Annotated in this window: 10 protein-coding genes; 7 read left to right on the forward strand and 3 right to left on the reverse strand. The window is 63.0% G+C overall.

Annotated features, from left to right (window positions below):
* Positions 1-128 precede the first annotated feature (128 nt).
* The gene (locus ACMGG8_RS29410) at positions 129-575 is read left to right on the forward strand and encodes a DMT family transporter (protein WP_102878460.1); all 447 of its coding nucleotides are present in this window, start codon (positions 129-131) and stop codon (positions 573-575) included.
* A gap of 9 nt (positions 576-584) precedes the next feature.
* On the opposite strand, the gene ACMGG8_RS29415 is transcribed toward ACMGG8_RS29410, so the two are convergent.
* The 3 genes from ACMGG8_RS29415 to ACMGG8_RS29425 all read right to left on the reverse strand — a co-directional run bounded on the left by ACMGG8_RS29415 (position 585) and on the right by ACMGG8_RS29425 (position 4,482).
* Entirely contained in the window at positions 585-1,502 is a 918-nt protein-coding gene (locus ACMGG8_RS29415) for a LysR family transcriptional regulator (protein ID WP_414158874.1), read from the reverse strand.
* A gap of 114 nt (positions 1,503-1,616) precedes the next feature.
* Positions 1,617-3,011, reverse strand: a complete 1,395-nt coding sequence (locus ACMGG8_RS29420) for a PhoH family protein (protein WP_060837639.1) — start codon at positions 3,009-3,011, stop codon at positions 1,617-1,619.
* Positions 3,012-3,357: 346 nt separating this feature from the next.
* Entirely contained in the window at positions 3,358-4,482 is a 1,125-nt protein-coding gene (locus ACMGG8_RS29425; RefSeq protein ID WP_060837638.1) for a polysaccharide deacetylase family protein, read from the reverse strand.
* Between the two features lie 211 nt (positions 4,483-4,693).
* Between ACMGG8_RS29425 and yaaA the strand changes: the two genes are divergently transcribed.
* The 6 genes from yaaA to ACMGG8_RS29455 all read left to right on the forward strand — a co-directional run bounded on the left by yaaA (position 4,694) and on the right by ACMGG8_RS29455 (position 13,523).
* Positions 4,694-5,473, forward strand: coding sequence for a peroxide stress protein YaaA (gene yaaA, locus ACMGG8_RS29430; protein ID WP_060837637.1), 780 nt, complete (start codon positions 4,694-4,696; stop codon positions 5,471-5,473).
* A gap of 813 nt (positions 5,474-6,286) precedes the next feature.
* On the forward strand, positions 6,287-7,603 hold the full coding sequence (locus ACMGG8_RS29435) for a nucleotide sugar dehydrogenase (protein WP_060837636.1): 1,317 nt from the start codon (positions 6,287-6,289) through the stop codon (positions 7,601-7,603).
* Positions 7,604-7,697: 94 nt separating this feature from the next.
* On the forward strand, positions 7,698-9,179 hold the full coding sequence (gene alg8 / locus ACMGG8_RS29440; RefSeq protein WP_375136246.1) for a mannuronan synthase: 1,482 nt from the start codon (positions 7,698-7,700) through the stop codon (positions 9,177-9,179).
* 35 nt (positions 9,180-9,214) lie between these two features.
* The gene (locus tag ACMGG8_RS29445) at positions 9,215-10,384 is read left to right on the forward strand and encodes an alginate biosynthesis protein Alg44 (protein WP_060837634.1); all 1,170 of its coding nucleotides are present in this window, start codon (positions 9,215-9,217) and stop codon (positions 10,382-10,384) included.
* Between the two features lie 83 nt (positions 10,385-10,467).
* Complete coding sequence (algK, locus tag ACMGG8_RS29450; RefSeq protein WP_414159991.1) at positions 10,468-11,907, forward strand: alginate biosynthesis TPR repeat lipoprotein AlgK; 1,440 nt, start codon at positions 10,468-10,470, stop codon at positions 11,905-11,907.
* 161 nt (positions 11,908-12,068) lie between these two features.
* Positions 12,069-13,523 carry an alginate export family protein gene (locus ACMGG8_RS29455; protein WP_414159992.1) on the forward strand — a complete coding sequence of 485 codons (1,455 nt, stop codon included), beginning with the start codon at positions 12,069-12,071 and terminating at the stop codon, positions 13,521-13,523.
* Positions 13,524-13,546: the final 23 nt, after the last annotated feature.

Raw genomic sequence — 13,546 nt, forward strand, 5'->3', positions numbered from 1 at the left:
CGCACGGGGCATCTGCCTGCGCCAAACGGCAATCAGCCCGACGAATAGGGCGCATCAGAACAACGAATTGGAGCCCGGCGCTGGATAACCGTACAACAGCGCCAACATCCAAAAAAGGAAGTCGCTTCATGGCCTTGTTCGTTTCGATCCTGCTCAGCCTGCTCGCCGGTTTCGCCGTGCCCCTCCAGGCCGGGACCAACGCCCGCCTGGGCACCCTGCTCGGGCATCCACTGTGGGCCACCGGTGTTTCGCTGCTGGTCAGCCTGCTGGTGCTGGGGGTCCTGCTGCTGTTCATCAAGGTGCCCAAGCCCAATCTCATGGCCGCCCTGCAAGGTCCCTGGTGGATCTGGATGGGCGGCCTGGCCGGGGTGCTGTACATCACCGTCGCGCTGTTGATGGCGCCGCGCCTGGGGGCGCTGAACTTCATCATGGTGGTGATCATCGGCCAGTTGCTGATCTCGCTGATCATCGACTACTTCGGGCTGGTGGGTCTGCCACGCAAGGACATCAGCCTGCAGAAGCTGATCGGCGTGCTGGTGGTGATCGGCGGTTTCGTCATTACCATCCGTGGCTGAGCTGTCGCCTCAGTCCTTGGCTGCGCTGGCCAGCCTGACCTGCTCGCGCAACCAGCGATGCGCCAGGTCATCACTGAAACGCGAATGCCAGATCTGCACGAACTTGAAGGGCGCAATGTTCAGCGGCGGGGCCAAGCGCAGCAGTCCCTGCGGCAGCGGGATCTCGTCCAGGGTGCGGCTGGCCACGGTGAGGATCAGGTCGGTGCCACGGATCATGTTCGGCGCGGCCCCCCAATGGGGCACGCTGACCGCAATCTGGCGCTCCAGGCCTTCGTCGGCCAGGCGCTGATCGACCTCACCGTTGAAGCAACCGTCCATCGACACCTGCAAATGGGGACGCGCCAGGTAGGTGTTCAAATCCAGGTTTTGCTCCACGCCCAAGGTGCTGCCATCCACCAGGCAAGAGAAGGTCTCTTCAAACAGCACCTCCTTGGCGATCTCTGCGCCGAGGCTGGGAAACACTCCCAGGGCCAGGTCGATCTGGCCCTGGGCAATCTGCTCGGACATCTCGTGGCGGCTGCCCTGGGTCACCACCAGGCGCATCAACGGCGCCTCACCGCGCAAGCGCACCAGCAGCCGGGGAAGGACGATGGCCGCCGCGTAATCCGACATCGCCAAATGAAAGATCCGCTGCGAGGTGGCCGGGTCGAAGTCCAGGGATTTGCCGAGCAAGGTCTCGATCTGGCTGAGAACTTCCTTGAGGGGCGCCTGCAGGCTACGGGCCAGCGGGCTGAGCAGCACCTCGTTGCCCTGGCGGATCAGCAGCGGATCATCCAGCAGCACCCGCAGCTTGCCCAGGGAATGGCTGATGGCCGGCTGGCTCAGGTGCAGGCGCTCGCCGGTGCGGGTCACATGCTTTTCCGTCAGCAAGGCATCGAGGATTACCAACAGATTCAGGTCGATATTGCGCAGGGAAACGCGGGTCATCCGGTGTTTTCCAACTGGGGAACGCTCGGCGGCGGGAGCGCAGGATAACCCGGGGCCGGGGCCTGGATGCAAAACGGGCGACCCGAAGGCCGCCCGTGCTGGAAGGCATTGCCGTTACAGATGGCTCTCCGCGTACTCCGCCAGGATCGAGCGCGGCACCCCTTGCAGGGTGATGTGCACGCCGTTGGGGAAGTCCTTGAAGCGTTCGGTGAGGTAGGTCAGGCCCGAGCTGGTGGCCGACAGGTAAGGGGTATCGATCTGTGCCAGGTTGCCCAGGCACACCACTTTGGAACCGGCGCCGGCACGGGTGATGATGGTTTTCATCTGGTGCGGGGTGAGGTTCTGGCATTCGTCGATCAGGATCAGGCTCTGCTGGAAGCTGCGACCGCGGATGTAGTTCAGGGATTTGAACTGCAACGGCACCTTGCTGAGGATGTAGTCGACGCTGCCGTGGGTGTTCTCGTCATCCATGTGCAGGGCTTCGAGGTTGTCGGTGATGGCGCCCAGCCAGGGTTCCATTTTCTCCGCCTCGGTGCCCGGCAGGAAGCCGATCTCCTGGTCCAGCCCCTGCACGCTGCGGGTGGCGATGATGCGCCGGTAGCGCTTGCTGACCATGGTCTGCTCGATGGCCGCGGCCAGGGCCAGGATGGTCTTGCCGGAACCGGCGGCGCCGGACAGGTTGACCAGGTGGATGTCCGGGTCGAGCAGCGCGTACAGCGCCAGGCCCTGATAGATGTCACGCGGTTTCAGGCCCCAGGCTTCCTGGTGCAACAGGGGTTCCTGATGCAGGTCGAGGATCAGCAGCACATCGGCGCGGATTTCCTTGATCCAGCCGACAAAGCCCTGTTCGTCGATGATGAATTCATTGATATGCACCGCCGGCAGGTTGTCGATCAGCTGCACCTGGTGCCAGGTACGGCCGTGATCCTGACGGGTTTCCACCTTGCTTACGCGGTCCCAGAACGAGCCGCTCATGTTGTGGAAACCATTGGGCAGCAGGGACACGTCGTCCACCAGCTGGTCGGTGCTGTAGTCCTCGGCGGCGATCCCGCAGGCCCGCGCCTTGAGGCGCATGTTGATGTCTTTGGTCACCAGCACCACGGGCAGGTCCTTGTTGCGCGCGTGCAGGTCGATCAACTGGTTGATGATGATGTTGTCGTTGAGGTTCTCCGGCAACAGGCTGTTGGGCTCGTTGCGCTTGCTCATGAGGATCGACAGCAAGCCCTTGGGCCCGCTCTTGCCACGCTGGATCGGCACGCCCAGCTCGACATCCTCGGGCGAAGCCTCGCCCAGGGTCTTGTCGATCAGGCGGATCGCCTGGCGGCATTCCGCGGCAACGCTATGGTGTCCGCTCTTGAGCTTGTCTAGCTCTTCGAGGACGGTCATGGGAATGGCGACGTGGTGTTCTTCGAAATTCAGTAAGGCGTTGGGATCGTGAATCAATACATTGGTATCGAGTACATAAAGGATTGGCTGGTTGGAAGAAGAGCTACGTCCGTGGTCATCCATACTCGGTCACCTTATGTGGGAGCCAGTCGACGCAATACCATGGGGTATCGCGCCTCGAATGACCACCGAATTCACCCGCAGGGGGGGTCAGGTGAGCTGCACACGAGGAGTCTTGGAAGACGCCACCTGTGTCGCAGGTTTCGGCGGTCTGAGTTCGTAATACTCCAAAAACCGTGACAGGAAAACGCACTTTGACGCTTTTTTGATGTTTATTTTTCAGAGTGACGAAAAGCCCTTGGCGCACTGCCCGCTCACCGTTAAAGTCGGAAGTCCGCCTGCCTCGAAACCCCGCTGAAATCCGCCCCCTTTTGCGCCCACGCCCCGTGTTTCCGGGCACTTGGCCGTTTCAGCGGAACGCGTCCTGACAATCCTCCCAGCCAATCCCGCTCTGCGCGGTCTGCGCCAGCAACCAGGGCAGGCTGGTCTTGACCCCGTCCTGCTTGGCATTGAAGGCAATCACCCCGCGCCGCCACAACAGCATCAGGGTCAGCACCCGCTGGCCACTGTCCTCGGCCTTGAGCTTGCCGGCGCCATCCTGGGCGTCGATGTCCCACAACGCCACCTGCATGCCCTGGGCATTGAAGAAACCCTCGGCGTCGGCGCGGCGCTGGCCAAGAGGCGGGCGGAACAGCGGCACGTAGTTTTCCGGCAGCTTGCTCTTCACCAGGTCGGCGCTGCGCTGGATCGAGTACTGCCAGTCCTGCCAATGGCTGTGGGAGCGGAACTCCCAGCCCTGGACCCCGACGCACTGCCGGGAATACAGCGACTGCAGGCTGGCCACCGAAGCCTTGTCGAGGCGGTTCTGGATGTCGTTGCCGAGGACGAAGAACGTCCCGCTGAGGTTGGCCTTGCGCAGGTAGTTGGTGAGCCAGGGCGTATTGTCCGGCGCCAGGTTGGCGGCGCTGTCGAAGGTCAGCAGAAACAGCCGGTCATTGAGTTCGTCGCCATTGCGCTCGTAATCGCCGAAACGCAGCACCTCGCTGCTGGTCTGCGGTGACAGCGCCGCCTTGCGCAGCAACTCATCCAGGTACTGCTCGTGAAAGCTGCGGCTGGGTTCGCCCCAGCGGGCGTAATAGGAATCCTCGCCGAGCTGGAACTTGCCGGCCTGCTTGCGCAACTGCTGCATGTTTTCCACCAGGAAACAGAACGAAGCGTCCTGATCGCAGCTTTGCTGGGCGAAGTCGTAGTTCTCCAGCAGGCGCGCCCACAGATGCTCGCGCAGCTCGTTGATCGCCCCCATGTTGATCATGCGCAAGCCCAGGCGCTGCTTGAGCGAGGCCTCGTCCCAGGCCTCGCTGACCAGCAGGGCACGGGCAAAGGTCAGGATCTCGGCCCGCGAGGCGACGTCGAACAGGGTCGGATTGTCGAGCTTTTCCGGCCAGGTGCTGCGATCCAGGGTCGCCGGATCATTGGGCGCCGCCAGCACGCTGACACTCAGTAGCCAGGCCGAGAAGAGAAACGCGATACGCAAAAGGGATGCCTCCAGAACAAAACCCGCGCGGCACTATAGCCGATCTGGGCCAGGAATCAGGGCCCCTTCGCCGGCAAGCCGGCTCCTACAGGGCTATGTAGGAGCCGGCTTGCCGGCGAACCGCGATCAGCGGTCATGGCTATCGCCATCATAGGTGGAGTCCCGGCGCCCGAGCCCCTAGAATCCCCCGACGCTTAAAGGAGACGACCCCATGCTGATGGTGATTTCACCCGCCAAGACCCTCGATTACGAAACACCGCCGGTCACCCAGCGCTTTACCCAGCCGCAATACCTCGACCACTCCCAGGAACTGATCCAGCAACTGCGGGAACTGAGCCCGGCGCAGATCAGCGAACTGATGCACGTGTCCGACAAGATCGGCGGGCTCAACGCCGCGCGTTTCGGCAGCTGGACCCCGGCCTTCACCCCGGACAACGCCAAGCAGGCGCTGCTGGCGTTCAAGGGCGACGTCTACACCGGGCTCAATGCCGAATCCTTGAGCGAAGCGGACTTCGACTACGCCCAGCAGCACCTGCGCATGCTCTCCGGCCTCTACGGCCTGCTGCGCCCCCTGGACCTGATGCAGCCCTACCGCCTGGAAATGGGCACCAAGCTGGCCAACGCCCGGGGCAAGGACCTGTACGCCTTCTGGGGCACCCGCATCAGTGAATGGCTGAACGAGGCCCTGGCCGATCAGGGCGACGACCTGCTGCTGAACCTGGCCTCCAACGAGTACTTCTCGGCGGTCAAGCGCACCGCCCTGAACGCGCGGATCATCAACACCGAGTTCAAGGACCTGAAGAACGGCCAGTACAAGATCATCAGCTTCTATGCCAAGAAGGCCCGGGGCCTGATGAGCCGTTTCGTCATCCAGGAACGCATCAACGACCCCGCCCAGCTCAAGCAATTCGACGTCCAGGGCTACCGCTTCAGCGCGGAGCAATCCAAAGCCGACAACCTGGTGTTCCTGCGCGACCACGCACCGGAATAAAGCGTTCCCCTGCCGCGCTCGTTACCACCTGGCGAGCGCGCCAGAATGTGATCACCCGCACATTCCCCGCCTTCGATAAGCCATTTTTTTGGCGCGACAGAACTTTCCGCGTTTTGCATAACTTTTATTTCACTCGACAGCGCTGAATTTTTTCAGTAGTGGCACCACTTTTTTTATTCGGTAGTGGCACAAAACTATCTACGCAGTTCAACTCCCCACAACTAAAGGCCCAAACCTTAAGTGCTATCAGTTTGAAAGCAGTGCCATCTTTCTCAATATTTCAAGAAATTTCGCAAAACAGGATGAGCGGGCCGGAACTATGCCCGCGGACACCGCTCATACCACCGGTAACGATTCTCAACGAGCTTGTAAGAGATGACTTACACGGACTCAGCTGAAACTAATCAAGTTGCGTCCCCCTTTGACCAATGAGTCACAAACTTGAACTAAAAGGTAAACAACAGGAGATAAGGCAGCACAACTATCCCCTAACGAGCCAAGGAACAGCTGGCCTTCAAGGGCCGCGAGAACCAACTGAAAAGCCCGTATTACGTGGCCTTCAGCCATCCCAAGGATAGCGGATGGTTTTTCTCGCGAACCCTGCAGCAGGAGCCGCCGGCAACATTCAAGGGCAAATCAGAACAACAAGGATCGGTTGCGCACAACTTGAGTGCACTTATTTAGACACTCGGAACTTAGTCTGCCTGCACGCGGCCCTACAACGTACTTCGTTGTACTTCCGAGTGCGCAAAAACAGCTGGCAAACATTAACTCCGGCCATCTAATGGCGTGAATAACACAGAGGTAAATGCGATGCGCATCAGCATATTTGGTTTGGGTTACGTCGGTGCAGTCTGTGCCGGTTGCCTGTCCGCACGGGGCCACGAAGTGGTTGGCGTAGATATTTCGAAAGAGAAGATCGACCTGATCAACGCCGGTAAATCGCCGATCGTTGAACCGGGTCTGGGTGAACTTCTGGCGCAAGGTATCCAGACCGCTCGTCTGCGCGGCACCACCAACTTCGCCGAAGCCATCCGCGATACCGACCTGTCGATGATCTGCGTCGGCACCCCGAGCAAGAAGAACGGCGACCTGGAACTGGATTACATCGAATCGGTGTGCCGCGAGATCGGTTTCGTCCTGCGCGACAAGGCCACCCGCCACACCATCGTGGTGCGCAGCACGGTGCTGCCGGGGACGGTGAAGAACGTGGTGATCCCGATTCTCGAAGACTGCTCGGGCAAGAAGGCCGGGGTGGATTTCGGCGTCGCGGTGAACCCGGAATTCCTGCGTGAAAGCACCGCGATCAAGGACTACGACTTCCCGCCCATGACCGTGATCGGCCAGTTCGACCAGGCCTCCGGCGATGTGCTGCAAGCGCTGTACGAAGAACTCGACGCACCGATCATCCGCAAGGACATCGAAGTCGCCGAGATGATCAAGTACACCTGCAACGTCTGGCACGCGACCAAGGTCACCTTCGCCAACGAGATCGGCAACATCGCCAAGGCGGTGGGCGTCGACGGCCGCGAAGTGATGGACGTGGTCTGCCAGGACAAGACCCTCAACCTGTCCCAGTACTACATGCGCCCGGGCTTCGCCTTCGGTGGCTCCTGCCTGCCCAAGGACGTGCGCGCCCTGACCTACCGCGCCAGCTCCCTGGACATCGAGGCGCCGCTGCTCAACTCGCTGATGCGCAGCAACGAATCCCAGGTGCAGAACGCCTTCGACATCGTTTCCAGCCACGACAAGCGCAAGGTCGCCCTGCTCGGCCTGAGCTTCAAGGCCGGCACCGACGACCTGCGCGAGAGCCCGCTGGTGGAGCTGGCGGAAATGCTCATCGGCAAGGGCTTCGACCTGAGCATCTACGACAGCAACGTCGAGTACGCCCGGGTCCACGGCGCCAACAAGGACTACATCGAGTCGAAGATCCCCCACGTCTCGTCCCTGCTCAACTCGGACTTCGACGCGGTGATCGGCAACTCCGACCTGATCATCCTCGGCAACCGCGACGAGAAGTTCCGCGCCCTGGCCGAACACGTGCCTGACGGCAAGCAGGTCATAGACCTGGTGGGCTTCATGGCCAAGGCCACCAGCAGCAAGGGCCGTACCGAAGGCATCTGCTGGTAAAGCAGCGGCAAGCTTCAAGCTTCAAGCCGTAAGCAAGAGCTCCACGCTTGGAACTTGCGGCTTGGAGCTTGCAACTGATTTTAGGATGCAGATTATGCACAGGCTAAAGCACGGCCTGCTTCAGGCCGCCGGTTGGCTGTTTTACTCGAGTTTGCTGATGGGCATGGCCTTGCTCCTGCCCGCCTCGACCTTCGACTCGCAATCCAAGGACTTCATTTTCCTGATTGGCGCCGTGGGCATCTGGCGCTACTCCATGGGAGCCACGCACTTCGTGCGCGGCATGCTGTTTCTCTACGTGGTCTACCCGCACCTGCGGCGCAAGGTGCGCAAGCTCGGCAGCGCGGCCGACCCGTCCCACGTATTCCTGATGGTCACCAGCTTTCGCATCGACGCGCTGACCACCGCCCAGGTCTACGGCTCGGTGATCCGCGAAGCCATCGACTGCGGCTTCCCCACCACCGTGGTCTGCTCGATCGTGGAGATGTCCGACGAGCTGCTGGTGAAAAGCCTGTGGGCGCGGATGAACCCGCCGGAGCGGGTCAAGCTGGACTTCGTGCGCATCCCCGGCACCGGCAAGCGTGACGGCCTGGCCTTCGGTTTCCGCGCCATCTCCCGCCACCTGCCGGACAGCCGGGCCGTGGTGGCGGTGATCGACGGCGACACCGTGCTCGGCGAAGGCGTGGTGCGCAAGACCGTGCCCTGGTTCCAGCTGTTCGGCAATGTCGGCGGCCTGACCACCAACGAATTCTGCGAAGTGCGCGGCGGCTACGTCATGAGCGAATGGCACAAGCTGCGCTTCGCCCAGCGCCACATCAACATGTGCTCCATGGCCCTGTCCAAGCGCGTGCTGACCATGACCGGGCGCATGTCGGTGTTCCGCGCCAGCGTGGTCACCGACCCGGACTTCATCGCCGACGTCGAAAGCGACTCCCTGCAACACTGGCGCCTGGGCCGCTTCAAATTCCTCACCGGCGACGACAAGTCCAGCTGGTACAGCCTGATGCGCCTGGGCTACGACACCTTCTACGTGCCCGACGCGGCGATCAACACTGTGGAACACCCGCCGGAAAAGAGCTTCATCAAGGCCAGCCGCAAACTGATGTTCCGCTGGTACGGCAACAACCTGCGGCAGAACGCCCGGGCCCTGGGCCTGGGGATCAAGCGCCTGGGACTGTTCACCAGCGTGGTGCTGTTCGACCAGCGCGTGTCGATGTGGACCTCGCTGCTGGGCCTGACCGTGGCCATCATCGCCAGCGTCAAGTACGGCACCGCCTTCCTCCTGGCCTACCTGCTGTGGATCGGCATCACCCGGCTGATCCTGACCCTGCTGCTGTCCTGCTCGGGGCACCACATCGGCCCGGCCTACCCCTTGATTCTCTATTACAACCAGATCGTCGGCGCGCTGGTGAAGATCTACGTGTTCTTCCGCCTCGACCAGCAATCCTGGACCCGCCAGGACACCAAACTGACCCGTGATCTCGCCAGCTTTCAACGTTGGTTCAACACCTGGTCGTCTCGAACCATGACCTTCTCCGCCGGCAGCGTATTCGTCGCCGTGCTGCTGCTGATGGTCTGACCCGACTTGCCTGAATTAACTAGGAAATCGACTCTATGAACACCGCCGTGAACGTCAACGTAGTGCATGAATCCGAAGCCCAACGCCAGCACGCCCGGGTCAAGATCCCGGCCAAGCTGCGCTTCTTCGGCAACGAGGCCAAGCCGCTGGAAGTGCGGGTCCACGATCTCTCCGCCGGCGGCCTGAGCTTCAACGCCGGGCAGCAGATGCTGACCGTGGGTGCCGTGCATAAGGGCCGCCTGCAATTTGTCATCGACAACCTCGGCCTGGCCATGGATGTGGAGCTGCAGATCCGCTCCTTCGATCGCCAGAGCGGCCGCGTCGGTTGCCAGTTCCAGAACCTGGAGCCCCAGGACATCTCCACCCTGCGCCACCTGATCACCTCGCACCTGGCCGGCGACATCGTCAGCATGGGCGACGTGCTCGCCACCCTGCAGCGCGACAACTTCACCAAGGCGCGCAAGGTCAAGGACAGCGGCAGCGGCATGAGCGCCATGGGCCGCCTGCGGGCCGTGACCTTCAGCGCCGGGATCTTCGTGGTGGGCCTGGCCGCCTTCGGCTTCGTGCTCAAGTCGGTGTACGGCATGTACTTCGTCAGCCACGCCCAGGCCGGCCTGGTCAGCGTCCCGGGGATGAACGTCACCATGCCCCGCGATGGCACCGTGCAAAGCCTGGTGCAGATCGATGGCGCCGTGGCCAAGGGCGCGCCCCTGGCCAGCTTCAGCACCAGCATGCTCGACGTGCTCAAGGGCCACCTGGACGAAAACCAGCTGCAACCGGCCAAGGTCGAGGAACTGTTCGGCAAGCAGATGACCGGCACCCTGACCTCCCCCTGCGACTGCACCGTGGCCCAGCAACGGGTGGCCGACGGTCAGTACGCGAGCAAGGGCGACGTGATCTTCCAACTGGTGCCCCGCAACAGCCAGGCCAACGTCGAGGCACGCTTCTCCTATCGCCAGTTCGGCGACGTGCGCCCGGGCACCCAGGTCAACTTCCAGATCGCCGGCGAGGATGAAATGCGCACCGGCACCATCGTCAGCAGCACCAGCCTCAACAGCGATGACCTGTCCTCCGACATCCGCGTGCAGATCAAGCCCGACGCGCCTCTGAGCAGCGCCTTCGCCGGTCGCCCGGTGGAAGTCAGCAGCGACCGCGGCCCGTCGATGAACTGGCTGATCGACAAAGCCATGGCCGCGGGTCTGTAACCATGACAGTGCCTACCCAGCTCTCTGTAGCCGCTGCCGCAGGCTGCGCCCGGCCGCGCAGCGGACGCAACCCGGCCAGCTCGATGCCCCCCGAAAACCAGCACGAGCGCTGCGCGCTCGATCGCAGCCTGCGGCAGCGGCTACAGGGTTCGGTGTTGCCCTTGGTCGCCGCCCTGGCCCTGGCCGGTTGCGCCGGCCTGCCGGACCAGCGCCTGGCCAACGAAGCCCTGAAGCGCGGCGACACCGCCCTGGCCCAGCAGAACTACCGGCAACTCGCGGACCTGGGCTACAGCGAGGCGCAAGTGGGCCTGGCCGACATCCAGGTGGAAAGCCGCGACCCGGCGCAGATCAAGCAGGCCGAGGCCACCTATCGCGCCGCAGCCGATGTGTCGCCCCGGGCCCAGGCACGCCTGGGCCGCCTGTTGGTGGCCAAGCCCGGTTCCACCGAGGCCGAGCAGCACGAAGCCGAAGGCCTGTTGAAAAAAGCCTTTGCCAACGGTGAAGGCAACACCCTGATTCCCCTGGCGATGCTGTACCTGCAATACCCCCACAGCTTCCCCAACGTCGACGCCCAGCGGCAGATCAGCCAATGGCGCAGCGCCGGTTACCCGGAAGCCGGCCTGGCCCAGGTGCTGCTGTACCGCACCCAAGGCACCTACGACCAGCACCTGGCCGAGGTGGAAAGCATCTGCAAGGCCGCGCTCAACAGCACCGACATCTGCTACGTGGAACTGGCCACCGTTTATCAAAAACGCGGCCAGCCGGAGCAACAGGCCGAGCTGCTCAAGCAGCTGCAGGCCGGCTACAGCCGTGGCACGGTCAGCGCCCAGCGCGTCGACAGCGTGGCCCGGGTGCTGGGCGATGCCAGCCTCGGCAAGCCGGATGAAAAAACCGCCCAGGCCCTGCTGGAACAGGTCGCTCCGGGTTACCCGGCGTCCTGGGTCAGCCTGGCCCAACTGCTCTACGACTTCCCCGAACTGGGTGACGTCGACCAGATGATGCAGTACCTGGACAACGGCCGCGCCGCCGACCAGCCCCGCGCCGAACTGCTGCTGGGCAAGCTCTACTACGAAGGCAAATGGGTGCCGGCCGACGCCAAGGTCGCCGAAGCACACTTCCAGAAAGCCGTGGGCCGCGAAGTGGCTGCCGACTATTACCTCGGCCAGATCTACCGCCGTGGCTACCTGGGCCAGGTCTACCCACAAAAGGCCCTGGACCACCTGCTGACCGCCGCGCGCAACGGCCAGAACAGCGCCGACTTCGCCATTGCCCAGTTGTTCTCCCAGGGCCGCGGCACCCAGCCCAACCCAGTCAACGCCTACGTCTTCAGCCAACTGGCGAAGGTCCAGGACACACCGCAGGCCAACGAACTGGCGCAACAACTGGAAAGCCAATTGCCGCCTGCACAGCGCGCCGAAGCCCAACGCCTGCTGCAACAAGAGCAGGCCGTGCGTGGGGCCTTGAGCCAGAACGCGCTGCAACTGCACGCCCTGCAAGAAGAAGACGGCGAGGAAACCCTATGACGCTCCCCCCACTCAATCCAACTCCTGTAGCCGCTGCCGCAGGCTGCCATCGAGCGCAAAGCGCTCGCCACTCCAGCCCCCGCCAATCGCGGCCGCTGCGCGACCGGGCGCAGCCTGCGGCAGCGGCTACAGGCAAGCGTTTCAGCCTGTCGAAGCTGGGCATGGCCCTGGGCTTTGCCATGCTCTGGTCCAACCCGACCCTGGCCGCCCTCACCGACACCAGGAACTTCGGCCTGGAAGTGAAGATCACCGGCCAGTCCGAGGACGACCGCGACCTGGGCACCCAGCGCGGTGGCGACGTCAACGGCGTCGGCCTCGACCTGCGGCCCTGGGTCTACGGCGAAAGCGGTGCCTGGAGCGCCTACGCCATGGGCCAGGCGGTGACCGCCAGCGACGTGATCGAAACCGACACCCTGCAACAGTCCAGCGACGACGCCAGCCAGCAATCGAGCAACGACGACCGCAAGACCAAGAAGAGCTACCTGGCGATGCGCGAGTTCTGGATCGGATACAGCGGCTTCACCGCCTACCCCGGCGAGCAGTTGAAGTTCGGTCGCCAGCGCCTGCGCAACGACGACGGGCAATGGCGCGACACCAACATCGAGGCGCTGAACTGGACCTTCGACACCACCCTGCTGCGGGCCAACGTCGGCGTTGCCGAGCGCTTCAGCGAATACCGCACCGACCTCAAGGAGCTGGCGCCCAAGGACAAGGACCGCCTGCACCTGTACGCCGACGCCGCCTATCAGTGGACGCCCGGCCAATGGGTGGGCATCCGCGCCCACCACACCCATGACGACGGCAAGCTCGACTACGCCCAGCCCGGCGTGGCCAGCGACCCGCTGGACAAGAAGCAGAACGGCGACCTGACCTGGCTCGGCCTGGAAGCCAACAGCGACGCCTTTAACTGGCGCAACACCAATACCGTCAACTACTGGGCCAGCCTCACCGGCATGCGCGGCGACCGCGACACGGTCAACCCGCTGAACGCCGACGGCAGCCGCCCGACCCAGGCCAAGCGCGGCGACAACCTCGACGGCTGGGCCACCGACCTGGGCGTGCGCCTGCGCCTGGACCCTAACTGGCAAGTGGGCGCGGCCTACGCCCGGGCCAGCGGCGACTACGAGCAGAACGGCCTGCAAAGCAACCGCTCCAACTACACCGGCACCCGCTCCCGGGTGCACCGCTTCGGCGAAGCCTTCCGTGGCGAAATGAACAACACCCAGAGCGCCACCCTGTTCGGCTCCTGGATGCTCAACGATGAATACGACGCCAGCCTGATCTACCACAAGTTCTGGCGCGTGGACGGCAACAAGCCGGTGGGCAGCAACGGCATCAACGCCGTGGACAACGACTATGACGGCAACGGCAACCTGCTCTCCAGCACCGCGCTGCCCCTGCAGGACGGCAAGAAAGACTTGGGGCAGGAAATGGACCTGGTGGTCACCAAGTACTTCAAGCAAGGCCTGTTGCCGGCGGCCCTGAGCCAGTCCATCGATGAGCCGTCGGCCCTGGTGCGTTTTCGTGGCGGCGTGTTCAAGCCCGGCGACGCCTATGGCAAAGACGTCGACTCGTACATGCACCGCGCCTTTATCGACGTGATCTGGCGCTTCTGATGCGAACCGCGAAGGGAGTGCCC

Source organism: Pseudomonas sp. BNK-45 (assembly GCF_047456255.1).
In the GTDB taxonomy this organism is placed as follows: Bacteria; Pseudomonadota; Gammaproteobacteria; order Pseudomonadales; family Pseudomonadaceae; genus Aquipseudomonas.

Bases quoted from the DNA above. Each gene is read 5' to 3' on its own strand.
- ACMGG8_RS29410 (WP_102878460.1), top strand. From the start codon at position 129: ATGGCCTTGTTCGTTTCGATCCTGCTCAGCCTGCTCGCCGGTTTCGCC.
- ACMGG8_RS29415 (WP_414158874.1), bottom strand. From the start codon at position 1,502: ATGACCCGCGTTTCCCTGCGCAATATCGACCTGAATCTGTTGGTAATC.
- ACMGG8_RS29420 (WP_060837639.1), bottom strand. From the start codon at position 3,011: ATGGATGACCACGGACGTAGCTCTTCTTCCAACCAGCCAATCCTTTAT.
- yaaA (WP_060837637.1), top strand. From the start codon at position 4,694: ATGCTGATGGTGATTTCACCCGCCAAGACCCTCGATTACGAAACACCG.
- ACMGG8_RS29435 (WP_060837636.1), top strand. From the start codon at position 6,287: ATGCGCATCAGCATATTTGGTTTGGGTTACGTCGGTGCAGTCTGTGCC.
- alg8 (WP_375136246.1), top strand. From the start codon at position 7,698: ATGCACAGGCTAAAGCACGGCCTGCTTCAGGCCGCCGGTTGGCTGTTT.
- ACMGG8_RS29445 (WP_060837634.1), top strand. From the start codon at position 9,215: ATGAACACCGCCGTGAACGTCAACGTAGTGCATGAATCCGAAGCCCAA.
- algK (WP_414159991.1), top strand. From the start codon at position 10,468: ATGCCCCCCGAAAACCAGCACGAGCGCTGCGCGCTCGATCGCAGCCTG.
- ACMGG8_RS29455 (WP_414159992.1), top strand. From the start codon at position 12,069: ATGGCCCTGGGCTTTGCCATGCTCTGGTCCAACCCGACCCTGGCCGCC.